Consider the following 23,052-nt stretch of genomic DNA (forward strand, 5'->3'; position numbering starts at 1 on the left):
TCTTTACTGCAGAACCCAGGCAACATGCGATCGGGTCCCGCTCAGATTCTCATGTCTGATATCGTAACGTATTGAATAGGGTTTTTGCTGCTAAACAATGAAGGGATCAGGGATTCCCGGGCCTCAGGCGCCGCCGGCAACTGCCAGTGCCTGATACAATAGTCGCTCTGTAGAAGTCGGGCCCGGCGGATTATTATTTCATCCATGAAACTGTTCAAATATATTATTTTTTCGTTCTTTATTTGTGTCTTGCTACTGGCCGCCGGTCTTGCCGGAAAGGTATGGCACTGGACGAAAACACCTGCGCCCATGAGCGCCGATGTCATCGACTACAGCGTGCCGCGCGGCAGCACGATTGCCTCTGTCGCCCAGAACATGGTTGCCGCAGGCATCCGGATCGAGCCTTACCTGTTTGTCATGTATGCGCGTTATACCGGGCAGGATCGCCAGCTCAAGGCGGGCGCCTACGAGGCCAAACGAGGCGATACGCCTGTCGATCTGCTGACCCGCATGGCTTCAGGGCAGACCAGCAAAAGCCAGTTCCAGATTATCGAAGGCTGGTCCTATCGCCAGATTCGCACAACGTTGAAGAACAATCCGAATATTACGCACACGCTGGACAATTTGAGTGATGCCCAGCTACTGGAAAAGCTGGGCGCACCCTATGACAGCCCCGAAGGCCTGTTTTTCCCGGACACCTATGTCTTTGTGCCGGGAGACACCGATATGGATATTCTCAGGCGTGCCTATACCGAAGGACAGAAACGCCTTGCTGCGGTATGGGACGCGCGCGATAGCGAGCTGCCACTGAAAACGCCCTATGAAGCGCTGATTCTGGCTTCCATTATCGAAAAGGAAACCGGACACGAGTTGGATCGCCGGCGGGTCGCGGGCGTGTTTATCAACCGCCTTGAAAAAAGGATGTTGCTGCAAACGGATCCTACCGTTATTTATGGGATGAAAGAAGCCTATCAGGGTGTCATTACCAGGAACGATTTGACAACCGATACCCCCTGGAACACGTATACACGCGGCGGACTGCCACCCACACCCATTGCAAGCCCGGGTTTGCTTTCGCTGCAGGCGGCGATCCATCCTGAACGTCATAAGTATCTGTATTTTGTGTCGCGGGGCGATGGCACCAGTGAGTTTTCCGAAAATCTGCGCGGGCATAACCGTAACGTCAATACTTATATCCGGAAGAAGGGCATACAATGAAGGGGTATTTTCTCACACTCGAAGGCGTGGACGGTGCAGGTAAAAGTTCGCATATCGGTCATTTGCGCGAGCTGTGCGAGTCACTGGGGCACGAGGTCGTGATGACCCGCGAGCCGGGTGGCACGCCCATTAGTGAAGCACTGCGCGCCATGTTGCTCAAAGAGTCAATGCACATGGAGACGGAAACGCTGCTGATGTTTGCCGCCAGGCAGGAACATATTTTATCTGTGATTGGCCCGGCCCTGGCCTCAGGAAAAATCGTGATCAGCGATCGGTTCACCGATGCCACTTATGCTTACCAGGGCGGCGGACGTCATTTCCCGGCGCAGCGGATTCAAATCCTCGAAGACTGGGTCCAGCAGCAATTGCAGCCGGACCTGACCATCCTGTTTGACGTTCCACTGGAAGTGGCGCGCGAGCGACTGGAAAAAAGCCGCGAGCAGGACCGGTTCGAACGCGAGGATAGCGGTTTTTTCGAACGCGTTCGGGCTGCGTACCATGCGCGAGTCAAGGCCGATCCGGCGCGTTTTTTTATTGTTGACTCCAGCCGCCCCAAAGCCGACATTACGCAGCAATTGCAGGACATGTTAAAGACAAGGCTGGCGCAGCATGCCGCGCAAGGGTAATTATTCATGACGGCAATCACATCCTTTTTCCCCTGGCAAACGGCAAGCGCTGGCAACTGGCTGGGTGACCGCGAACGGTTTGCCCATGCCTGGCTGATTTACGGACCGCCTGGCATTGGCAAGCTTACGTTCGCTCGCGCAGCCGCAACCAGCCTGCTATGCGAGCGGCCAAGCGGCGCACTGGCTTGTGGAACGTGTGAGTCCTGCTCCTGGATTGCCAACGACGCCCATCCTGATCTGCGTCTGGTGCTACCCGACAGGTTGGCCCAGCACTATGGCTTGCAGGAGGCGGCCACGGCCTCGGATGCACAAGAAGGGGCGGCGACTAAAAAGGCCTCTGGCGAAATCCGCATTGACCAGGTTCGGCAACTGGATTCGCTGCTGAGTGTCACCACGCATCGCAGTGGGATGCGTGTCATTATTCTTTTTCCTGCTGAGGCACTGAACACGGCCTCTGCTAACTACCTGCTCAAATCTGTGGAAGAACCGGCGCCAGGAACGGTATTCCTGCTGGTCTCGCACGCGCCGGATAAAGTATTGCCGACGCTCTTGTCAAGATGCCGCCGGCTGTGCCTGCCCATGCCCACCAAGGATGAGGGCATGGCCTGGCTGCAGGCGCAGGGGTTGTCACAGGCGGAAGCCGACACCTGGCTACATGCCAGTGGCGGGGCACCGGTGGGTGCATTGGCGCTGAGTCGCTCCAGCACCGAACCGGTCAGCTACTGGCTTGGCTCGTTTGCACAGACGCTGGCTGACCGAACCATGCCCGATATGGCAGAGTACCTGCCCAAACTGGAAAAACTGCAGGCCGAAGAATGGCTGGGGTCTCTGCAACGTCTGTTCACAGACTTGATGTTGCAGAGCAACGGCCTGCCTTTGCGTTATTTCCCGCGCCTAGCCCCATTCATCAAGGCTATGGCGGCAGAACTGAGCCCGACCAGGATCAGCCAGACCTCAGTGTGGCTGGCCAAACAACAGCGTATTGCTGACCACCCGCTGAATGCCCGATTGTTCATTCAGTCGGTGCTGCAACGCGTTTGCGTCACGTGCCTGTCAAAAAACGGATAAATGGAACCGCTTATGTATGTAGACTCTCATTGCCATCTTGATTTTCCGCAATTGCAGGAAGATCTGCCGGCAATTCTGGATAATATGAAACGCAATCAGGTCAGCCACGCGCTATGCGTCAGTGTGAATCTGCCCGATTGGCCACGGATTGTGAGCCTGATTGAAGCCCATGAGAACCTCTGGGGCTCGGTAGGGGTGCATCCTGATTACGAGGATACGCCGGAGCCCGATGTCGAGATCCTGAGCCGCCATGCCCAGCACAGGAAAATCGTCGCGATTGGTGAGACCGGGCTGGACTATTATCGCCTATCAGAACCGCTGGACTGGCAACGCAACCGCTTTCGTGTCCATATTCGTGCAGCCAATGAAACCGGGCTGCCGCTGATCATTCATACCCGGTCTTCTGCAGAAGATACGCTGCGGCTGATGCGCGAAGAAAATGCTGCCGGGTGTGGTGGCGTCATGCACTGTTTCACCGAAAGCTGGGAAGTCGCGCAACAGGCCATGGAGCAGAATTTTTATATTTCGCTCTCGGGCATCGTAACCTTCAAAAACGCGGTTCAGCTGCAGGAAGTGGCGCGCCTCATGCCACTGGAGCGCCTCCTCATAGAAACCGACTCTCCCTATCTGGCTCCCGTACCATACCGTGGCAAGCGCAACGACCCATCCAAAGTCATTCATGTTGCCGAAAAAATCGCCGAACTGCGGCAAATTTCCGTAAGTGAGGTTGCTGAAGCGACAACGAATAATTTTTTCAATTTATTCAAAAAGATACAATGATTATTTGCTATATTGGTTTAAGTTTGTGGTGTGGCGGCTGATATTCTCCAATATTTAAATTATCTTAATGAATTCATCGAATTAGGAGATATATATAATGTATTACATGAATAATCGATTTTTACTGAAAAAAGCCATGCTGGCAGCCGCGCTGGCTGTCGCAGTAAGCGCATGCGCAGCAAACGCTGGTAGCAGCAGTGGCTTGTGGAATGATATAAAGAACAATCGCGCCAGCGAGGTAACGCAGGCGTTGTCCGAGGGGGCTGATCCTAACGCAGTCAACGAAAACGGCGAACCTGCACTGATTCAGGCGATCCGTGACCAGTCAATGGGTGTGTTCGACGCGCTGGCCGCCAATCCCAAGACCGATGTTAATGCGGTCAATCGCACGGGAGAAACGCCTTTGATGTATCTGGCGATTATTGGCGATTTGCCACGTGCCCAGAAACTTGTCGCCCGGGGCGCAAAGGTTAACCGCCTGGGCTGGACCCCGTTACATTACGCAGCCTCCAAAGGGCATGCGGACGTGGTCAAGTTCCTGCTGGGCAAGGGCGCGTACCCGAATGCGCCGGCACCTGATGGCAGTTCACCCCTGTTGATGGCGGTAACGTCGAAAAATGCCGATGCGGTGCGTGCATTGGTGGCGGCGGGCGCCGATCCGCGGGCAATCAACCAGAAGAACGTGAGCGCGCTTGATATGGCCCGTAAACTCGGTGATTCCTCGGTGTTAAGCGCCTTGGGTACAAAATAAGGATATACGACCATGACCAGGTATTTGAAATCTCGTTTGGGCAGTAAGCAATTCCTTTATGCGGTGGTGGGCCTGGCGTGCACGCTGGCCGGCGGCACAGCTCACGCAGAACAGAGCTATTGCGACAGCCCATGGCTGGTGCCCAATACGCGTCTGTCCGGCTCGGTCGACGGGGCGACCGCCAGATTTTCAGTACTGGTCAATCAGGTAAACCGGGTCAGTGCGAATCAATGTACGGCCCAACTGACGGTCGATGCCGATGCACCGATTGCGGGACAACGAGTGCAAGGCACCGGACCCTTTACGCTGACGGTGGAGCAGGGCAGATCGACGCTTAGCGGTTCCTTTGATGCCTCTGGGCTGATGAATACGCTGATGAAAACATCGGTTGAAAGCGCATTGACCGGCTACTTCCTCAAGCCTGCAGACACAGTCAACCCAGGCGAGACGCTTTCCCCAATTTCCGGCCATTCCAATGTCAACCTGACCGTCACCCTGCAAAATGGCATCCCGCTGAACCAGATCAACGTGAGCAACGCGACCATTTCAACCGGTCCCAGAAAAGTCGGGAAGCTACAAAGCCATGCCACGTCTGTCGGAACCTTGCAATGTATGCCAGTCACCTATACGGCGACCACATCCAGTGGTAATCTTAGCGGAGCACCGGCTGGAAACGGCAACGCAGCCAGATCCGGCACTGCACAGGTCACCGATTGGTATTGTCCCGAAAAAGGGTTGACCATGGAATCGGTTGTCACCCGCGGTAGCAAGAAAACGCGCGTTGTGATCAATTCCATCCAGTAATTCGGTCTTGCGGCGAGAACTAAAGCCATCATCGGCAAGGCCGCAAGATGCAGTCTGCTATTGTTTGAAACATACATTCAATCTGTCCCTATTTAAATTTTCGCTAGCAAAAATGGGGACGCATTAAGTTGGCGTTACACTTGTGCTTTGTCTGATCATGTCAAGGAGACGATTTTGAGCCAGGATACATCCAGCAACACTCAGCATGCCTTACCTTCCTATCTGAATTCGGAAGATCTGGGGGCATGGGGCATTTACCTGCAACAAGTGGATCGGGTCACGCCGTATCTGGGGTCACTGCAACGCTGGGTTGAAACACTCAAACGTCCCAAGCGGTCATTGATTGTCGATATTCCCGTGGAACTGGACAATGGGACCATCGCTCATTTTGAAGGTTACCGGGTGCAGCACAATACCTCGCGCGGTCCGGGCAAGGGCGGGGTGCGATTTCACCAGGATGTCTGCCTTTCCGAAGTGATGGCGCTGGCAGCCTGGATGTCAATTAAGAATGCGGCGGTCAATCTGCCCTTCGGCGGCGCCAAGGGCGGAGTACGGATTGATCCCCGCAATTATTCCAAAGCCGAACTGGAAAAAGTGACGCGCCGCTATACCAGTGAAATCGGTGTAATTATCGGCCCCTCCAAGGATATTCCGGCGCCAGACGTCAATACCAATCCACAAACCATGGCCTGGATGATGGATACCTATTCGATGAACGTCGGCGCCACGGCGACCGGCGTCGTCACCGGCAAACCCATTTCCCTGGGCGGCAGCCTGGGACGCGTAGAAGCAACCGGTCGTGGCGTATTTGTCGTCGGGTGTGAAGCGGCCAGGGACGTGAATCTGTCCATCGAAGGGGCCCGTGTGGCGGTCCAGGGTTTCGGTAATGTGGGCGGCACGGCGGCACGGCTGTTTTTCGAAGCGGGTGCCAAAGTCGTTGCAGTGGCCGATCATACCGGCGCAATTAAAAACACCAACGGAATTCAGGTGCATGAACTGCTGGCGCATGTGGAAAAACATGCCGGCGTCAAAGGCTTCGCAGGCGCAGAGGAAGTCGCTATTGACGACTTCTGGTCGGTGCAGACAGACTTCCTTATTCCTGCCGCGCTGGAAAACCAGATTGATGCCCGTGTTGCCAATTTGGTTAACGCGAAAATCGTGGTCGAAGGCGCCAACGGTCCGACGACCCCCGAGGCCGACGACATCCTGAATGAAAAAGGCGTATACGTCGTGCCCGACGTACTTGCCAATGCGGGCGGGGTGACCGTCAGTTACTTTGAATGGGTTCAGGACTTCTCCAGCTTTTTCTGGACTGAAGACGAAATCAACCACAGGCTGGAACGCCTGATGCGTGAAGCCTATCGCGCGGTGTCCGAGGTGGCCAAGCATAACTCGGTCACATTGCGCACTGCAGCCTTCATCGTGGCGTGCTCCCGGATCCTGGAGTCGCGCGAGGTGCGTGGCCTGTATCCCTGATTAACCAGTAAGCTGGCCGTGGCGTTGCCATCGTTTCGCGGCCAGTTGTCTCGGCATCGCTGACTAACTCATTGACAGGAACGCGCCAGACGCGCGATTCTTGTCTCGTGCTAAGGCAACATGCTACTATTTGAGCCATGCGGAGAATGGCTATCCTTCCGGCATTGCCCGAACTGCTGCCCCCGGACAGATAAATGATACCTGCGCAACCTTCTGCCTGCTGCTTGCATTCAGGCGCTGGAGATCGCGGGTATTTTTATGCCTGGACATTATTCACCTCCACGGAGTCATTCCATGTTGCAGTCTCTGGTCATGATAAGCATCGGCGCCTCTTGCGGGGCGGTATTGCGATGGGCCCTGGGTCTAGCGCTGAATAGCACCTTCCATTCCATTGCAATGGGTACGCTGGTCGCCAACCTGAGTGGTGGTTACCTGATCGGCCTGGCACTGGGCGTATTTGCCGCCTTCCCGTCATTTCCTGCGGAGTGGCGATTGCTTATTGTGACCGGCTTTCTGGGCGGACTTACAACCTTTTCTACGTTTTCGGCCGAAGTCACGATGCTACTGCATCAGGGTAAAATCCAGTGGGCATTGCTGGAAATTGGTTTGCACGTGCTTGGCTCACTGCTGATGACGGCCCTGGGCCTGTATACCGTTACCGCAATCCGTCGCTTGTATGAGTAACCCATACCAGATAAGTTTGCCTGGCCATCGTGGGCAAGCCATGCCATGGTACGACCAATGGTTCAAGCAATGCGAGTAAGCGCCAATTGGTACACGAAAGGCTATGCGTAATTGCGTTTGTAATTACGAAGGTGGATGGTCGATGCGATGGCCCGAGTCATGCAAAGAGGGCTATGCCTCATCGCAGATGCCATAGCGGGTAACGTATTTCTATTTCTTGTCGCTCCGCGCATCTTGATTCTTGCGATGCAATCTGCGCGGAGAAAAGGCAGTCTTACTTCTTGTCGTCGTCAATGCCGAACAAAATCTTCTTGGCTTCATCGTCACTCGGCGGCTGTCCGGGGTTGATCCGATCAATCACCGCATAAGCTCGCTTGGTCGCCGGGCGTGCGGCGATCGCGTCAAACCAGCGCTTCAAATTAGGGAAGTCATCCAGATTCTGCATTTGGCGCTCATGCGGCACCACCCAGGGATAGCAGGCCATGTCGGCGATGGAGTAGTCACCAACGATAAACTCGCGATCCTGAAGACGGCGATCCAGCACGCCATATAATCTGCCCGTTTCCTTAACGTAGCGGGCAATAGCGTAGTCGATTTTTTCCGGTGCGTATTGACCAAAGTGATGATTCTGGCCAGCCATGGGGCCGAGCCCGCCCATTTGCCAGTTCAGCCATTCCAGCGTCTGGGTTCTGGCGCGCAGATCGGCAGGCATGAACTTGCCGGTTTTTTCGGCCAGGTATTGCAATATGGCGCCCGATTCAAAGACCGGGATCGCATCGCCATGATCGTTGGGGTTATTGTCCACGATGGCGGGAATACGATTGTTTGGCGCAATCTTCAGAAATTCAGGCGCAAACTGATCGCCTTTGCCGATATTGATGGGATGAATGGTGTATTCCAGCCCGGCCTCTTCAAGAAACAGGGTAATTTTGTGTCCGTTGGGCGTAGTCCAGTAATAGAGATCAATCATTTCAATGCTTCCTTGATGTCCTGTTCAATGTCCTGCGGTTTTACCGTCGGTGCGTAACGATGTAATACCTGGCCATCGCGGCCGACCAGAAATTTTGTGAAGTTCCACTTGATCGATTGTATACCCAGCAGTCCCGGTTTTTCTTTCTTGAGCCAGGCGAAGACCGGATGGGTCTGCGGCCCGTTGACCTCGGTCTTGCGGGCAAGCGCAAATGTTACGCCGAAGTTGAGCTCACAGAAGTCCTGAATTTCCTGGTCGGTCCCGGGCTCCTGGCTGCCGAACTGGTTACAGGGAAACCCCAGCACTACCAGACCCTGGTCGCGGTACTGCTCATGCAAATGCTGCAGGCCGGTGTACTGCGGCGTAAAGCCGCATCTGGAAGCTACATTCACCACCAGCACGACTTTGTCCCGCAAGGATGACAGCGGCAATTGGCTGCCATCTTGCAAAGTGACGCTCATTGAATAAAAATCGCTCATTGCTTGTCCCTTTCGGTATCGGTCACCGGTGGTGCAGGTGAGGTGGTGGCGCAGCCGATAGAGGCGGCGACGATGAAGGCGATCGCCAGCCACTGAGCCAGCGTAAGCTGTTCATGTAGTATAACCAGTCCGGCCAGTGCACCCATGGCCGGCTCCAGGCTAAGCAATATACTCATGGTTTTGCGCGGGAGCGAGCGCAGCGAAATCATTTCCAGGGAATAGGGCACTGCGCTGGACAAAATGGCAACCAGCAACCCCGAAATCATGAACGCGGGTGTAAGCAGCGTGGCACCACTATGGGCAATACCAAACGGTAAAACGAACATGGCCGCCACTGTGATTCCCAGCGAGGTTGCCTGGCCGGGATGAATATTACGCGTGCGCTGTCCGAAAACAATATACAACGCCCAGAATACGCCAGCGCCAATGGCAAACATCAGGCCCACCGGATCAATGGCAGATACGTCCTGCTGCGATTGCGGAATCAGTAAATAGAGCCCCAGCGCTACAAAACCGATCCACAGAAAATCAATTTTCCGGCGCGAGGAAAAAATGGCCAGCGATAACGGCCCCAGAAATTCTATGGCAATACACAGGCCCAGCGGAACCGTACGGATAGCCATATAAAACAGGAAATTGATCAGCCCCAGGCACAGGCCGTAACAGGCAATGGCCAGTGCATTCTTGCGCGAAAGGGGAAAACGCCAGGGCCGCCATATGCACCAAAGCAGCAGCGCGGAAAACCCCAGGCGGTAGGCGGTGGTGCCCTGAGCACCCACGGCATCAAACAACGATTTGGCAAACGAAGTGCCAATGCATAGCGACGCCATGGAGCCGACCAGTGCGACGATCCCCATGGTCTGTGTGTATGTTCGTATTGAATTGCTCGCTGCCATGCCCTTTCATCCTTTGCGTCATTCTACCTGAAATCGGCCTTTGCTTAAGGGTTTATACCGAGGTGGATTGTGCAAGTATAAAGCCGTGCAATCGGACCGATGCACGGCTTGGAAAAACCTCTGAATATCGCGTTATTGCGACTCCTGATGATCAACGTCAGGTGACCATCACACAAATGCTACGCAGCATCAAGATGCGACAGGGCGGCGATCATGCAGTCAATCCACCCGGGATCGCGCCAATCAGTTGCGCTTCATTTGCAGATTGCCTTTTTTCACAATGGCTTTGGCAATGTCGTATTGTTTTTTGATCTCTTCGGCAAAATGCGCTGGTGAACCGGGATCGGGAATGGCACCTTGTTTCTGCAACGCGGCAACCACGTTGGGCGCGGCAAGCGCTTCGGTCGCAGTCTTGTTTAGTTTGTCGATAATCTCTTTGGGCGTGCCTGCCGGGGCCAGCAAACCGTAGAATACGCCATTGTTCAAGTCGGGGTATCCCTCCTGGGCATACGTAGGCAGGTCCGGCAGCTCCTTGATGCGTTCCGGCCAGGCCAGTACGATAGGCTTGAGTTTGCCGCCCTGGATATTCGGCATGGACGAGGGCAGGTTATCAAACATGACTTTGACCTGGCCGCCCACTACATCGGTCAATGCCGGGCCAGCGCCCTTATAGGGCACGTGACTGATTTCTACGCCCAGTTGCTGTTTGAAGGCTTCCCCCATTAAATGGGCGATGCTGCATACGCCCGGCGAGGCATAGGAATATTCCTTGGGATTCTTTTTCAGCTCGGCGACAAATTCCTTGAAATTGCTGGCTGGAAAGGAGGGATGAACCTCGACGACATTGGGCGTATTGACGAAATTGGATACGGGTGCGAAATCCTTGACTGGGTCATATGTCAGGTCATCGGGACGACAGGCAGGATTGACCGCCATGGTAGACACCGTGGCAATGCTCAGCGTATAGCCATCAGGTTTTGCCCGGGCAGCTTCGGCTGCACCGATGGCGCCGCCGGCACCAGCCTTGTTTTCAATGACCATTGATTTGCCGATAATTTTCGACATTTCCTGAACCACGATACGCGCCACAATATCTGTAGAGCCACCAGGAGCAAAAGGTACGATGACCCGGATTGGTTGAGTCGGATAAGCGTCAGCGGCATACGCGGACGAAGCCATAAGGCCGCTTATGGCAGCAGACAGGGCAATGCGGGACCAGAGTTGCATACTCACTCCTGAGGTATATAAAATTGAATAGAGCAGCAGGTTATTAGAAAACCGATATGAAATATATGAGTGAATACCATTAGCGCATGCCGGGCCAGACTCCCTGGCTGTTAACGAGTCGGCTTGGTCTGAGCCGTTCTGGCATGCGCGGACGCCCTGGTGCTGGCCAGCAATACGCCGGTGATAGCAACTGCCATACCGATCCAGCCAGCGGGCGCCATGGTTTCGCCCAGCATGAACATGGCAACCACAGACGCGCAGGCCGGCACCAGAAAGAAGAGGGCTGACACTCTGGCCGCCTGCTGGCGCCTGATCATGGCCAGCAGCAAAGAGATAGTGATAATCGAATTGCACAACACCAGATAGGCCAGGGCGCCGCCGAACTGCCAGGTCAGCTCGACATGATTGGTTTCCATGAACAGAGCCAGCGGCAGGCAGAACACCAGGCCAATAGCGCATTGAATGATATTGGCGGTGACTGGATGCGGCCCGGTAACGGCAGTACTGCTCACGCGTTCATAGAGTACGCCTGCAGTCAGGGCGAACAAAGAGATGACAACCAGCACCAGGCCAACCCAGGAGCCAGCCTGCAAGGCAGACCCTGACGCAATGACGATGACGGCGCCGATCAGGCCAAGGCCCAGTCCGAGCCACTGTAGACGGCTTTGGCGCTCCCCGGTCAGTTGCGGAGCGCAAATGCCAACCAGAATGGGTTGCAGCGAGACGATCAAGGCCACGGTTCCGGCGCTCACGCCTTGTTTCATGCCGACGTAGCTGAAACTGAAATACATGAACTGGATCAACAGACCGACGATGCAAATATTGGTCCATTCCCGACGTGTCGCTGGCCAGGACAGGCCCAGCACCTGTTGTATCGGTAGCAGGGCAATCACCACGCAGGCATAACGCAGGGACAGCAAGGTCAAGGGTTCGGCATACTGCAGTCCGATTTTCCCGAAACTGAAGCCCGATGACCACAGTAGAATAAATACAATGGGCGCGCCCCAGGACCACCATAGAGTAGAGCTGGGAGAAGTTGCAGATGTCATATTAATTGAACAGGTTCCGGGCGTACATGGCAATGGATTTGCTGATAGTAACGCGCGGGCTCTGATTTGACCATATCATGCCGATCTTGCGGATCTGTGTGCGGCCAGGCAGCGGGACTTTGTGAATGCTCTTTCCCAGACTTTCCAGCGAAAATGAATCGGGAACCAATGCCACACCGACACCTCGGGCAACCAGCGAGGCAATGGTGAGCAAACTGTCTATTTCCAGGCGCTGATTTGGCACGATACGGTTATCCTTAAGATAGCGATCAACCAGCTGGCCGCTATAAGAGCTTCGGGCATAACGGATAAACGGACTGGCACGCAAGAGGTCATGGGCATTTGTCGCTGTATTTGCCGTTGCGTATTGCGGCGGCACAATCAGCGTGAGTGGCTCATCCTGAATCTTCAGCCAGGAGCAATTCTTGTAGATCGCAAATTGTGGCTCGATAGCAAGTGCAATATCCAGCGTGCCTGAATGCACCTGGTGGCATAGTTCTACTGATGGGGCATAGGAAACAAAAATACTTACGTCCGGATGATGCTCATAGGTTTTTTCCAGCAGTCGCGGCAGGTGGGTGGTGAGCCCCGAAAAAAAAGAACCAAGCCGCAGTTCGCCCAGTACATTGCCGCTTTTGACCATCGCCGTCATATCGCGGGAGTCCTGTATCATTTGCCGCGCCTTGTCACAGATCAGCAGACCATGTTCGGTGGGCCGCACGGTATGCCCGGAACGCCTGATCAAAGGCTGGCCGAGCTCCTCTTCAAGCGCTCGGATGCGCGCCGACACCGCGCCAGGGGTGATCCCCAGATAGCGCGCCGCGTCTGATATCGAGCCGCAATCCAGGGTTTTGACAAAGGTTTCCAGATAGTTCGTGTCCATGGCGTATCCAGCTTCTGCGAATTAGGGAAATAAAATTCGTAATATTTTTGAATTGAAAAAGCAAAAATATTTGGTATTGTTTTGGATTCTACGCCATAAAATCGTCTCAACTTATTTCAGGAGACAAATCATGGTAGAAATCAAAATATGTCAGCGGACCCGCGCGGTCAGCGCAGCGCTGGTCAAATCCTTTGCCGCCATTCCGGTGGCCAATATCAGTGACGTGATGCAGCGCCTGACGGCCGGTGGCCCTTCGCTGCGGCCAATGCATGCGGGCGGCGTGCTGGCCGGCCCAGCCTTTACCGTGAAATCGCGGCCGGGTGACAACCTGTTCGTGCACAAGGCCATTGCCATGGCTGCGCCAGGCGATGTGATCGTTGTGGATGCCGGTGGTGACCTTACAAATGCAATTATCGGCGAGCTGATGGTTCGCACCGCAAGCCGCAAGGGCATCGCCGGCATCGTTATCAATGGCGCCATTCGGGACCTGGATACCATCAGTCAGGGCGCCTTTCCCGTATACGCCGCGGGTGTGACACATCGCGGCCCCTATAAAAATGGCCCGGGTCAGATCAATACGGCCATCAGCCTTGACGGCATGGTCATTGAGCCGGGTGATCTTATTGTGGGCGATGCAGACGGGCTGCTATGCGTGCCTTATGCAGAGGCTGAAGACATTCTTAAATGGGCGAGTGACAAGAACGCGCTGGAGGCCGATATCATTCGTGATATTGACAATGATCGCCTGGATATCGACTGGATTGACGTCGAGCTGGCAAGGCTCGGTTTCGTATCGAAAGACGCCGGCTGAGCAGGGAATATCATGAGCGAAAAAGTTTGTGTAGTACGTACCAATTTGTGGATAGATCCGGTTTTTGACCAGTTGCTTACCGGCAATGACAAGGTTGAACTGCGAATTATAGATGTGAATGCCCCTGAACAGGAATGGTACGAAACCCTAAAACACGCCCATTATTATCATGTCTCGGCGGCCAAGGATGAACTGCCAGCCGGGCTGTTCGTCACAGAAGCATTACTGGCGCACTGTCCCAGGCTCAAGGGCGTTTCTTCGTCTGGTGCAGGTTATGACACGATTGATGTTGCAGCATGCAACTTGCGCAATATTACCGTGGTCAATCAGGCTGGGGGAAACGCCAACTCGGTAGCGGAAATGGCGCTAGGCCTGTTGCTGGCCGTGTCGCGTCGGATCGTGGAGTCTGACCGCAGCTTGGTTGCGCAACAGGCAAGCAGCCGCGAAGCATTGATGGGACATGAGGTCGCAGGTAAAACGCTGGGTCTGGTTGGCATTGGTCACATAGGCAGTCGCTTTGCACAGATGGCAACCGGTTTGGGCATGAATGTACTGGCGTACGATCCGCATCTGACGCACCAGGAAATTGGCTTGCGGCAGGCCCAGCCTGTGTCCTTTGAAGCGCTGCTGGCGCAGTCTGATATTGTGTCGCTGCATTGCCCTCTGAATAATGACACACGTGATATGTTCAACGCTAAGGCGTTTGGTGCGATGAAGCGGGGGGCTATTTTTATTTCAACCGCACGTGGCGGCATTCATAACGAAGAAGACCTGCATGCCTTTTTGCACAGTGGACACCTGGGTGGCGCCGGTCTGGATGTCTGGCGTCAGGAGCCGCCGGAAGCGAACAATCCATTACTGGGCCATCCTCGTGTGGTGGCTACGTTTCACACCGCAGGCGTATCCCATGAGGGCAGACACAACGTCGCTCGCATGGCCGCAGGGCAACTATTGCTGATGGTAGACGGAAAAACACCTCCGCACATCGTCACATCCTAGCTATATCACTTACGGAGTGCCCACCAGGCTAACACTTCGGTGGGCCGCTAGCTGAAGCTTTCGCATTCTAATAACGGAGACAACACATGAAATATACACTCACACGCGTCCTTGCCGCGACAGCGCTGATCTTTGGTGCTGCCCAGGCTCATGCCCAGTACCCCGAACATGCCATCAGCATGGTGGTTTCGTATGCACCGGGTGGCGGCACTGATCTGGTGGCACGGGCCATCGCACCCTATATACAGAAATATCTGGGCGAAGGCGCCAACATTGTGGTGCTCAATCGCCCCGGTGCGGGTGGCGCCATCGGCTTTTCGGAGATCAAGCGTGCCAAACCAGATGGCTACACCATTGGTTTTGTAAACACCCCAAACATGCTGACTATCCCGATTGAACGTAAAGCCAATTATCATTGGCGCGATTTCGACCTGATCGGCAACCTGATCGATGATCCGGACGGCTTTGCCGTCAGCGGTAAAGGCGATATCAAAACGCTCAAGGATCTTGAAAAATATGCTAAGGAAAATCCCGGCAAGGTCACGGTAGGCACCACCGGCGTAGGTTCGGACGACCATCTGGCCATGATGAAATTCGAAAAACTGACCGGCACAACCTTGAATCACGTGCCTTTCAAGGGTGCCGGCGAAGTGCGTAATGCAATACAGAGCGGGCAGATCATGCTGGCTGCCATGAACGTGGGCGAAGTACTGGCCTATCAAAAGGGCGGCACGGATATTCGTTTGCTGGGCTCGATGAGTCAACAGCGCAGTGCGCTTGCGCCTGACGTTCCGACCTTCAAAGAGCAAGGGTATGATGTCATCATGGCTTCTTTAAGAGGTATTGCTGCGCCCAAGGGTTTGCCGGAAGATATAGCGACAAAACTCAGGGTAGCAGTACAGAAGGCATCAGCCGATCCGGAGTTCATTGCGAAAGCGAAAACCATGTTTGTCCCGCTACGCTATATGGATAACAAAACCTACCACGATGAACTTGATCAGGCCGAAACAGACTTCAAGGCTTTGTGGCAGGCGAGCCCCTGGTCCGAGAAAACCCAATAATCAGCGAGGGCAGTAATGGCACGAACAGATCGGGCACTTTGTCTGGATGACTTTGAAGCGATGGCGCAACGGCACTTGCCCAGACCCATTTTTGAATATATACGGGGCGGCGTCGAGACCAACGCGTCCGTTGAGGACAATCGTCGGGCCTTTCAGGAATATGCGTTCATTCCCAGGTCTCTGGTGGATGTATCGGCAATCGACACCACCGTCTCGCTGTTCGGGCAGCAATACCGATCGCCGCTGGGCATCGCGCCTATGGGGCTCAGTGCATTGTCTTCGTATCGGGGCGACCTGGTGCTTGCCCAGGCCACCAGGCTTGCCGGTATTCCGATGATCATGAGCGGGTCATCCCTGATTCGTCTGGAAGAAGTGGCATCCATCGCGCCACAGACCTGGTTCCAGGCCTATCTGCCAGGGGATGGGCAGGAGATTGCCAAGCTTGTCGATCGTGTCGCAAAGGCTGGGTTCTCCACACTTGTCATTACTGTCGATACGCCGGTTGCGGCAAACCGGGAGAACAATATCCGAGCGGGGTTCTCTACGCCGCTGCGGCCGTCTTTGCGCCTGTTGCTGGACGGCCTGACGCATCCACGCTGGGTCTGCAACACGTTTTTGAGAACCTGCGTAAAGCACGGTATGCCTCATTTTGAAAATAATTATGCAACCAGAGGCGCACCCATACTGTCGAAAAATGTATTGCGTGATTATTCGGATCGCGGGCATATCAGTTGGGATCATCTGCGTACGATCAGGAAACAATGGAAAGGAACGCTGGTTATCAAGGGCATTCTGAGCAAACTGGATGCCGCCACAGCGATTGAGATCGGGGTTGACGGCATTATCGTTTCCAATCACGGCGGTCGCCAGCTCGATGGCAGTATTTCCCCATTGCGTGTATTGCCAGAAATTGCCGATATCGCCGGATCTATTCCTGTCATGCTCGACAGCGGGGTGCGTCGTGGCACAGATGTCCTTAAAGCGCTGGCGTTGGGCGCGCGCTGTGTTTTTGTTGGTCGTCCTTTTGCGTACGCCACAGCAGTGGGTGGTCAAAATGGCACCGACAGAGCCATTCAGTTAATAACAAGCGAAATAACACGAGATCTGGGACTTCTTGGTGTTACTCGTGTGCAGGACCTGTCTGCCGACCATCTGCGCAAAATCCCTGGCGCCTGGGGCTGATGTGCTATTGCGCTTGACATCGTCTTGATGCGGGAATAGAGTGCAATTTTTGGAGGAGACAAATCGTGTTATCACAAATGAAATTATTCCGCATCAGCCGGCTGTGTATCGGCGTTAGCGCTGCGCTTGCAATGAGCGCAGCCGTGGCCCAGCCACAGGATGTCAAAGCCACGTTAGCTTTGCTTAACGAGTCCAAGCAAGTTAAAGTGCTCATGACTGCACTGGAAAAAGATCATGACCGGACTATTGAAGACCTTCGCAGCATTACCGAAGTTGAGGCGCCGCCTTTCAAGGAAAAGACGCGTGCGGAATATGTATTGAAGCGCTTCAAAGCGGTTGGGCTGACAGACGCGGCCCTCGATTCAGCAGGCAATGTAGTTGGCATTCGCAAGGGTAGCGGCAAGGGGCCGACATTGCTTGTGTCTGCGCATCTTGACACCGTCTTTCCTGAAGGCACCGACGTCAAAGTCAAAGAGGAGAAGGGCAGATTGCTGGCACCGGGTATCGGCGATGATACGCGTGGTCTGGCAGTCCTCATCTCGTGGATCAAGGCGCTGAATGAACACAAAGTGGCGACCGTAGGCGATATTATGTTCGTGGCTAACGTGGGTGAAGAGGGACTGGGTAACCTGCGCGGCATGAAGGCGCTATTTAAGGAACATAAGAATATTGATGGCATGGTGGGGCTCGAACCCGGCGAGGGCGATAAAGTGCTAACTCAGGGCACCGGCAGTCATCGTTATGAAGTGTCATTCAAAGGGCCTGGCGGACACAGCTTTGGTGCCTTTGGCAAAGTACCCAGCGCCATCCACGCCATGGGGCGCGCCATTGCGCATATTGGCGATGTCCAGGTACCCACTGATCCCAAGACGACTTTCACGGTAGGCACCGTGGGCGGCGGAACATCAGTCAATACCATTGCCGGTGATGCAAAAATGGCGGTTGACATTCGTTCGAATGAGACTCCATCGCTTCTTGAAGCTGAAAAGAACATCATGGCAGCGATCGAAAAGGGCGTAAAACAGGAGAATGAGCGCTGGAAGTCCGACGCTAAAATCACATTCGATGCAAAATTGATTGGTGATCGTCCTGCAGGGACGACACCGCCAGACAGCGTAATTGTCACTGCATCGCTGGAGTCGATCGCGCTGGCTGGCGGCAAGGGACAAACCAGAGCAGGCAGCACAGATGCAAACGTGCCAATGAGTCTGAATATTCCTGCAGTCATTCTGGGCAGCGGTGGAAAATCCGGAGGCTCTCACTCACTGAAAGAATGGTTTGATCCGACCGATGCCTGGAAGGGTTCACAAATCAGCTTTATCACCGTGTTGTCGCTGGTCGGTGTTGACGGGGTCAGTGAACCGCTGCTGAAAAGCGCTGCGAAATAATTAAAGCATATGGCGTGATTTGAACAAAGTGTAGCGGCGGGACAAGCCAGTATTGCGCAGAACGCCGATACCCCTGGCTTGGCCTGCCTGCTATGCTGCGGGCTCATACAGGCCAGCTTAGCGCATACGCGTTACGTGATAAGCAGGCACTGCGTTCTTATCCCGCAAATCGATGTTCAGGCAAACCGCGTATTCCCAAGCCGGTAATGGCGAATACACTTCCGCCCAGTACGCTGTCTGTCGGGAAGCGGGCAAGTGGTGGTCTGGACATACAGGTCACATATAAAATATCCAGGTCGGGCCCGCCAAACATGACGCTTGTCACATTTTTAACCGGCATGGGAATGGTCCGATCAATGGTGCCGTCGGGGCGATAGCGCACCAGATTTCCTTCGTAGACCTGGGCATTCCACAAGCAGCCTTCGTCATCGACTGTCGACCCGTCGGATGACTTGAAATGTTCTCCCTGCAGGGTTGTGAATACCCGCTTATTGGATATGTCGCCAGTGCGCTGGTCATAATCATATGCCCAAATGTCGCCACACCAGGTATCCGAGAAATAGAAAGTATTGCCGTCAGGACTCCAGCATGGGCCATTGGACACAATGATATTGTCTTCCAGTTTGTGCACGGTCATATCCGGATCAAGCCGATACAGCGCGCCATTGGGGCCTTCCTCCAATGTGTCCATACTACCGAAAAGAAACCGGCCCTGTGCGTCGACCTTGCCATCATTCAGGCGGTTATTGGTCAGTTCCGGCTCGGGATCCATAATCAATTGAACCTCACCGGTCTCAAAATCCAGTGTATGAATCCCTCGCGCCAGCGAGACAATGGCCCCGCCGTTTTTGCGCAGTGCCATTGATCCTATTTTTTGCGGCACCTGCCAGGCACGAACTTCATCTCCCTGAGCTGTTGCACGAAAGACCCGGCCGTCTGCACTGTCGATCCAGTACAGGCGTTGTTCCTGAACGTCCCACAGCGGACCTTCGCCCAGTGTCGTCTTGACATCTACCAGCACTTCGATTTTCATACCACTCTCCTTGGATAAATATGTTCTTCTATCGATTTCCCGTTGTTGATCAGGAAGGTTTGGCATCAAGCTATGAGCTATCTCGCACGTTCACGTAGCATTGCGACAGCGCCCAATAAGACGATGCCAAATAGGATAGGGCGCACAGCATAGGGAAGGCCACTACCCGCCAGCAGAATTTGCAGGGTCGTCAGGAGCAGTACGCCGGCCAAAATGCCCAGATAGTGTCCCCGGCCGCCTGTAATCAAGCCGCCGCCGACCACGATGACTGCAATAGAGGGAAGCAGATAATCGTCACCCATTCCCAAGCTGGCCTGCCCGGAAAAACCAGTCAGCAGGATGCCGGTAACAGCGGCACACACCGACGACAAGATATAAACCAGAATAAGCACGCGGCGCGTGGGCACGCCGGATAGATAGGCTGTATTCAAATTACTGCCGGTCGCGTACACGTGACGACCGAAGCGCGTTTTATTTAACAGGAAGACTGAGCAGATCACAAATATAAGCAGTAGCACAATCACAGGTGTGATACCGGCAATGCGCGAAGTCATGAGCCAGCTGATCGACGGCGACGGGAATGCGCTGGGTGTACCGCCTGAGTAGAGCAGGGCAATGCCTTGAAGAATGCCGTTGCTCGCCAGTGTGGCAACGATCGGTGAAATACCGAGAACAGCGACCATCACACCGTTGCTCAGCCCTATCAGTACGCCAATCAGCAGAATCACCGGTAGTGCATAAAGCAACGCTTCATTGGATCCCTGCGTTAGCCCGGTAAACAGGATGCCTGACAGTGCGATGGTCCAGGGAATGGACAGATCAAGTCCCCCAGTGAACACCACCACGCCCTGACCCAATGCCAGGATGATCAGGAAGGTTGACAAGACCAGCATCGAGTTCCAGTACGACCATTCGTATACATTACGCCCCAGCAAAACCTGGGTGGCGACGAGCAGGATCGCCAGCCCGGCGAGCGCGGGCAATGAAATACGCAAGTCCTTGCGGTGCTTTTTGAAAAAGCTGATGCGACTGTCCTGCGAGTCTGGGCTATTGCCACTCACATCAATATATTTGGGCTGCGGACCAAGCTGCGATGCAAGCCGCCCCTGACGCATTGCCCGCCACCGATGTCCGAGCAGTCGGAGGAATTTTCTGAGTTCAGAGTCTTTTCCCAGACCACCTATCATGACAGCGACGATCAGCACGCCCCCCTGGGCGATGGTTGAATAGTAAGCAGAGATATTAAACAGCAGCAAAATATTGACAATCAGCATGAGCACAAACGCGCCAAGAACCGATCCAACCGGTCCGCCTTTGCCACCTCCCAGACGGGTGCCGCCAATAACAATTGCGGCAAACACGGAAAGCAGCAGCGAATTGCCGACCAGCGGATCGCCGGATCCGGTCTGAGCGCTGAGAAAAAAACCTGCCAGACCGTAAAATGCGCCAGCCAGGGTGTACGTCAGTAAGTAGCTGCGCGCCAGTGGAACCCCAACGGCTTGTGCCGCATCGGGATTGCCCCCGACGGCATACAGGTGCAGGCCAAATGGCGTTTTTTTTATCCATGCCCAGACAAGGAGGGAAAGAACAATGAGAAACAGCGAGGCTGGGAACAACTCGGGCAACACGTCGCCCATCAGATAGGTGCCAAGCGAAGTGGGAACTGTTCCACCAGGTGAGTTCATGATCAGTAACGTGATTCCCTGAATGATGAACATGGTCGACAGCGTGACGACAATTGGCTGAATCCGCGCATAGGCAACCAGCGCGCCGTTGACAAATCCGCAGGCTGCGCCGACCAGTAAGGCCAGTGCAAAGGAAGCGGCAAAAGCTGCCGGAGTGCTGTCATCAATATAGCCGGCGGCCAGAACGACATTCACAAGTGAAATAATAGCGCCAACGGAAAGATCAAAGCCGCCACTTAGTATCACCAACGTGCCGCCAAGGGCAGCCAATGCAAGCGTCGTACCGCCACTGGCAAGCAATGAAACATCAAAATAACTGAAACCGGCACTGGTGGCGATGATGATGGCGACCAATATCAGCAGCACCACAAAGGCCGTGATCAGATTGCCATACTTATGCAACAAGGTGTATTGCTGATTCATTTTCAATGTGCTCCGGTCTGCCGCAAGTTCCCCATGGCAATATCCATGACGCGGGTCTCGCCAATGTCGTTGCCCGCTAGCGTTTCCCTGATTTCGCCTTTGTACATGACATGGACCCGGTGACTCAGATTGACCACTTCCGGGATCTCCGTAGAATAAAAAAGGACAGAGCCGCCCATTGCTGCGAAGTCGGCGATCAATTCGTACAGTTCATGTTTGGTGCCGACATCGATGCCACGAGTGGGATCAAACAGCAGGAGTATGCGGCTGCGCGCCAGTAGCCATTTTGCAATGACAATTTTTTGCTGGTTCCCACCCGAGAAAGAGGCGGCATCCATCCAGAGTGCCCGACGATCAAGCTCGATCCTCGTAAATACCTTAGCTGCCGATTTCGCTTCATTTTTTTCGTTGAGGGCGCCGTAGACGCTGAAGCGGGAGAGTACCGGCAGGGACGTATTCTTCAGGCCACTTTGATTCAAAAGCAGCCCCTCTGTTTTTCTGTCTTCCGGCACAAAGCCGATGCCGACATTCGGTCTGATGGCATCCACCGGCGACAGTAATGTTAGCGGCTGGCCATCGAGCAGCAATGTCCCGGACTCAGGCTGTTCAACGCCAAAACATATTTGGAAAAGGTCAAGCTGCCCCATGCCCTGCAATGCAGCAATACCAAGAATTTCGCCTTTTTTCAAATCAATATTGATATCGTTCAATCTTGATGTATGGACATTTTTCAGTGTCAGTACAGATTCGGTTATTGGCGGCAACCGTTTCTTCGGATACACCTGAGAGATCGAACGGCCAACGATGGACTCGACCACTTCGATGTCCGAAAAGGCATCTGCCGGGCGTGTAGCAACATGATGACCATTACGCAGAATTGACAGATCATCGCAGAACTCGCGTACCTCTTTCATGCGATGAGAAATGAATATGATCGTCACGCCCCTGGCCTTGAGTTTGCCGATAATGTCGCCCAGCCAGTTGACGTCTGAAGCCGTCAGGGTGGATGTGGGCTCATCCAGCAGCAGGATCTGTGGCTGGCGAAACAACGCGCGGGCAATTTCCAGTTTCTGTTGCAGGGCAAGATTGAAGCGGTTGACGGGCAGGTCCAGGGAGATAGGAAAACCCAGCTCGTCAAAATGTTGTTCCAATTGCTGGCGCAATGCGCCGCGCCTGAGCATACCGGTCCGATTGGTTGCCGAGTAGGGCAGCATCATATTATCGAAGACGGACAGATCGGGCAATAGCGTCATTTCCTGAAATGCGGTCTGTATCCCGACAGCCTGCGCGATGCGTGGAGAGGCAAGCCGCGTCGATTGATCAAAGATTTCGATCGTACCCTTTGTAGGTGTAATCAATCCAGACAGCAGTTTGACGGTGGTAGACTTGCCCGCGCCATTTTCTCCCAACAGCGCGTGGACACGGCCGCGCTTGACAGCAAGAGACACCTCACTCAGCGCTTTTATGGGCCCGTAGTTCTTTGAGACATCCGACAGACGTAAGGCAATGGCGGACTCATTCATAGTGAGCAATTCCAATATGTGTGCGAAGGAGGCGCA

Annotated in this window: 22 protein-coding genes; 13 read left to right on the plus strand and 9 right to left on the minus strand. The window is 54.3% G+C overall.

Features of this window, described 5'->3' with window-relative positions; translation table 11 throughout:
* Positions 1 to 204 precede the first annotated feature (204 nt).
* The 8 genes from mltG to crcB all read left to right on the plus strand — a co-directional run bounded on the left by mltG (position 205) and on the right by crcB (position 7,407).
* A complete protein-coding gene (gene mltG / locus EV681_RS10210; RefSeq protein ID WP_130303858.1) occupies positions 205 to 1,218 on the plus strand; it encodes an endolytic transglycosylase MltG in 1,014 nt (337 codons plus the stop codon).
* Positions 1,215 to 1,844 carry a dTMP kinase gene (tmk, locus tag EV681_RS10215; protein WP_130303859.1) on the plus strand — a complete coding sequence of 210 codons (630 nt, stop codon included), beginning with the start codon at positions 1,215 to 1,217 and terminating at the stop codon, positions 1,842 to 1,844. Before mltG ends, tmk begins: the two co-directional genes overlap by 4 nt.
* 6 nt (positions 1,845 to 1,850) lie before the next feature.
* Positions 1,851 to 2,912 carry a DNA polymerase III subunit delta' gene (gene holB, locus EV681_RS10220; RefSeq protein WP_130303860.1) on the plus strand — a complete coding sequence of 354 codons (1,062 nt, stop codon included), beginning with the start codon at positions 1,851 to 1,853 and terminating at the stop codon, positions 2,910 to 2,912.
* A gap of 12 nt (positions 2,913 to 2,924) precedes the next feature.
* Complete coding sequence (locus EV681_RS10225) at positions 2,925 to 3,692, plus strand: TatD family hydrolase (protein ID WP_130303861.1); 768 nt, start codon at positions 2,925 to 2,927, stop codon at positions 3,690 to 3,692.
* Between the two features lie 97 nt (positions 3,693 to 3,789).
* Positions 3,790 to 4,443: an ankyrin repeat domain-containing protein gene (locus tag EV681_RS10230; RefSeq protein ID WP_128394201.1), complete on the plus strand. Its 654-nt coding sequence runs from the start codon at positions 3,790 to 3,792 to the stop codon at positions 4,441 to 4,443.
* A gap of 12 nt (positions 4,444 to 4,455) precedes the next feature.
* The gene (locus tag EV681_RS10235; RefSeq protein ID WP_130303862.1) at positions 4,456 to 5,247 is read left to right on the plus strand and encodes a hypothetical protein; all 792 of its coding nucleotides are present in this window, start codon (positions 4,456 to 4,458) and stop codon (positions 5,245 to 5,247) included.
* A gap of 174 nt (positions 5,248 to 5,421) precedes the next feature.
* On the plus strand, positions 5,422 to 6,723 hold the full coding sequence (locus EV681_RS10240) for a Glu/Leu/Phe/Val family dehydrogenase (protein WP_128394199.1): 1,302 nt from the start codon (positions 5,422 to 5,424) through the stop codon (positions 6,721 to 6,723).
* A gap of 294 nt (positions 6,724 to 7,017) precedes the next feature.
* A complete protein-coding gene (crcB, locus tag EV681_RS10245; RefSeq protein WP_128394198.1) occupies positions 7,018 to 7,407 on the plus strand; it encodes a fluoride efflux transporter CrcB in 390 nt (129 codons plus the stop codon).
* Positions 7,408 to 7,681: 274 nt separating this feature from the next.
* Here crcB and EV681_RS10250 read toward each other — a convergent pair whose 3' ends face one another.
* The 6 genes from EV681_RS10250 to EV681_RS10275 all read right to left on the minus strand — a co-directional run bounded on the left by EV681_RS10250 (position 7,682) and on the right by EV681_RS10275 (position 12,911).
* Positions 7,682 to 8,377, minus strand: a complete 696-nt coding sequence (locus tag EV681_RS10250; RefSeq protein WP_130303863.1) for a glutathione S-transferase N-terminal domain-containing protein — start codon at positions 8,375 to 8,377, stop codon at positions 7,682 to 7,684.
* The gene (locus EV681_RS10255; protein ID WP_130303864.1) at positions 8,374 to 8,856 is read right to left on the minus strand and encodes a glutathione peroxidase; all 483 of its coding nucleotides are present in this window, start codon (positions 8,854 to 8,856) and stop codon (positions 8,374 to 8,376) included. The genes EV681_RS10250 and EV681_RS10255 overlap by 4 nt, the downstream gene beginning before the upstream one ends.
* Positions 8,853 to 9,752, minus strand: a complete 900-nt coding sequence (locus tag EV681_RS10260) for an EamA family transporter (protein ID WP_128394195.1) — start codon at positions 9,750 to 9,752, stop codon at positions 8,853 to 8,855. Before EV681_RS10260 ends, EV681_RS10255 begins: the two co-directional genes overlap by 4 nt.
* Positions 9,753 to 9,995: 243 nt before the next feature.
* The gene (locus EV681_RS10265) at positions 9,996 to 10,979 is read right to left on the minus strand and encodes a tripartite tricarboxylate transporter substrate binding protein BugE (RefSeq protein WP_128394194.1); all 984 of its coding nucleotides are present in this window, start codon (positions 10,977 to 10,979) and stop codon (positions 9,996 to 9,998) included.
* Positions 10,980 to 11,089: 110 nt separating this feature from the next.
* A complete protein-coding gene (locus EV681_RS10270) occupies positions 11,090 to 12,028 on the minus strand; it encodes a DMT family transporter (RefSeq protein WP_130303865.1) in 939 nt (312 codons plus the stop codon).
* Position 12,029: 1 nt separating this feature from the next.
* The gene (locus EV681_RS10275) at positions 12,030 to 12,911 is read right to left on the minus strand and encodes a LysR family transcriptional regulator (RefSeq protein ID WP_128394192.1); all 882 of its coding nucleotides are present in this window, start codon (positions 12,909 to 12,911) and stop codon (positions 12,030 to 12,032) included.
* 130 nt (positions 12,912 to 13,041) lie between these two features.
* Here EV681_RS10275 and EV681_RS10280 point away from each other — a divergent pair, with 130 nt between their 5' ends.
* The 5 genes from EV681_RS10280 to EV681_RS10300 all read left to right on the plus strand — a co-directional run bounded on the left by EV681_RS10280 (position 13,042) and on the right by EV681_RS10300 (position 18,352).
* Positions 13,042 to 13,722 (plus strand): RraA family protein, encoded by a 681-nt coding sequence (locus EV681_RS10280; RefSeq protein ID WP_128394191.1) that lies wholly within the window; start codon positions 13,042 to 13,044, stop codon positions 13,720 to 13,722.
* A gap of 12 nt (positions 13,723 to 13,734) precedes the next feature.
* Positions 13,735 to 14,721, plus strand: a complete 987-nt coding sequence (locus EV681_RS10285) for a hydroxyacid dehydrogenase (RefSeq protein ID WP_128394190.1) — start codon at positions 13,735 to 13,737, stop codon at positions 14,719 to 14,721.
* Between the two features lie 86 nt (positions 14,722 to 14,807).
* Positions 14,808 to 15,782 carry a tripartite tricarboxylate transporter substrate binding protein gene (locus EV681_RS10290; RefSeq protein WP_130303866.1) on the plus strand — a complete coding sequence of 325 codons (975 nt, stop codon included), beginning with the start codon at positions 14,808 to 14,810 and terminating at the stop codon, positions 15,780 to 15,782.
* 15 nt (positions 15,783 to 15,797) lie between these two features.
* A complete protein-coding gene (locus EV681_RS10295) occupies positions 15,798 to 16,964 on the plus strand; it encodes an alpha-hydroxy acid oxidase (RefSeq protein WP_130303867.1) in 1,167 nt (388 codons plus the stop codon).
* A 77-nt stretch (positions 16,965 to 17,041) separates the two neighbouring features.
* Complete coding sequence (locus EV681_RS10300; RefSeq protein WP_130304065.1) at positions 17,042 to 18,352, plus strand: M20/M25/M40 family metallo-hydrolase; 1,311 nt, start codon at positions 17,042 to 17,044, stop codon at positions 18,350 to 18,352.
* 157 nt (positions 18,353 to 18,509) lie between these two features.
* Here EV681_RS10300 and EV681_RS10305 read toward each other — a convergent pair whose 3' ends face one another.
* From EV681_RS10305 to EV681_RS10315, 3 genes are all read right to left on the minus strand, one after another.
* A complete protein-coding gene (locus EV681_RS10305) occupies positions 18,510 to 19,385 on the minus strand; it encodes an SMP-30/gluconolactonase/LRE family protein (RefSeq protein ID WP_130303868.1) in 876 nt (291 codons plus the stop codon).
* A 77-nt stretch (positions 19,386 to 19,462) separates the two neighbouring features.
* A complete protein-coding gene (locus EV681_RS10310) occupies positions 19,463 to 21,493 on the minus strand; it encodes an ABC transporter permease (RefSeq protein ID WP_130303869.1) in 2,031 nt (676 codons plus the stop codon).
* 2 nt (positions 21,494 to 21,495) lie between these two features.
* On the minus strand, positions 21,496 to 23,016 hold the full coding sequence (locus EV681_RS10315) for a sugar ABC transporter ATP-binding protein (RefSeq protein ID WP_130303870.1): 1,521 nt from the start codon (positions 23,014 to 23,016) through the stop codon (positions 21,496 to 21,498).
* Between the last annotated feature and the right edge of the window lie 36 nt (positions 23,017 to 23,052).

Origin of the sequence: Advenella incenata, assembly GCF_004217095.1 — a bacterium.
Lineage (GTDB): Bacteria > Pseudomonadota > Gammaproteobacteria > Burkholderiales > Burkholderiaceae_B > Advenella > Advenella incenata.

Bases quoted from the DNA above. Each gene is read 5' to 3' on its own strand.
- EV681_RS10305 (WP_130303868.1), bottom strand. From the start codon at position 19,385: ATGAAAATCGAAGTGCTGGTAGATGTCAAGACGACACTGGGCGAAGGT.
- EV681_RS10315 (WP_130303870.1), bottom strand. From the start codon at position 23,016: ATGAATGAGTCCGCCATTGCCTTACGTCTGTCGGATGTCTCAAAGAAC.
- EV681_RS10260 (WP_128394195.1), bottom strand. From the start codon at position 9,752: ATGGCAGCGAGCAATTCAATACGAACATACACACAGACCATGGGGATC.
- EV681_RS10250 (WP_130303863.1), bottom strand. From the start codon at position 8,377: ATGATTGATCTCTATTACTGGACTACGCCCAACGGACACAAAATTACC.
- EV681_RS10290 (WP_130303866.1), top strand. From the start codon at position 14,808: ATGAAATATACACTCACACGCGTCCTTGCCGCGACAGCGCTGATCTTT.
- EV681_RS10275 (WP_128394192.1), bottom strand. From the start codon at position 12,911: ATGGACACGAACTATCTGGAAACCTTTGTCAAAACCCTGGATTGCGGC.
- crcB (WP_128394198.1), top strand. From the start codon at position 7,018: ATGTTGCAGTCTCTGGTCATGATAAGCATCGGCGCCTCTTGCGGGGCG.
- EV681_RS10285 (WP_128394190.1), top strand. From the start codon at position 13,735: ATGAGCGAAAAAGTTTGTGTAGTACGTACCAATTTGTGGATAGATCCG.
- EV681_RS10300 (WP_130304065.1), top strand. From the start codon at position 17,042: ATGAAATTATTCCGCATCAGCCGGCTGTGTATCGGCGTTAGCGCTGCG.
- EV681_RS10265 (WP_128394194.1), bottom strand. From the start codon at position 10,979: ATGCAACTCTGGTCCCGCATTGCCCTGTCTGCTGCCATAAGCGGCCTT.
- EV681_RS10310 (WP_130303869.1), bottom strand. From the start codon at position 21,493: ATGAATCAGCAATACACCTTGTTGCATAAGTATGGCAATCTGATCACG.
- EV681_RS10270 (WP_130303865.1), bottom strand. From the start codon at position 12,028: ATGACATCTGCAACTTCTCCCAGCTCTACTCTATGGTGGTCCTGGGGC.
- EV681_RS10295 (WP_130303867.1), top strand. From the start codon at position 15,798: ATGGCACGAACAGATCGGGCACTTTGTCTGGATGACTTTGAAGCGATG.
- tmk (WP_130303859.1), top strand. From the start codon at position 1,215: ATGAAGGGGTATTTTCTCACACTCGAAGGCGTGGACGGTGCAGGTAAA.
- EV681_RS10280 (WP_128394191.1), top strand. From the start codon at position 13,042: ATGGTAGAAATCAAAATATGTCAGCGGACCCGCGCGGTCAGCGCAGCG.
- EV681_RS10235 (WP_130303862.1), top strand. From the start codon at position 4,456: ATGACCAGGTATTTGAAATCTCGTTTGGGCAGTAAGCAATTCCTTTAT.
- holB (WP_130303860.1), top strand. From the start codon at position 1,851: ATGACGGCAATCACATCCTTTTTCCCCTGGCAAACGGCAAGCGCTGGC.
- mltG (WP_130303858.1), top strand. From the start codon at position 205: ATGAAACTGTTCAAATATATTATTTTTTCGTTCTTTATTTGTGTCTTG.
- EV681_RS10230 (WP_128394201.1), top strand. From the start codon at position 3,790: ATGTATTACATGAATAATCGATTTTTACTGAAAAAAGCCATGCTGGCA.
- EV681_RS10255 (WP_130303864.1), bottom strand. From the start codon at position 8,856: ATGAGCGATTTTTATTCAATGAGCGTCACTTTGCAAGATGGCAGCCAA.
- EV681_RS10225 (WP_130303861.1), top strand. From the start codon at position 2,925: ATGTATGTAGACTCTCATTGCCATCTTGATTTTCCGCAATTGCAGGAA.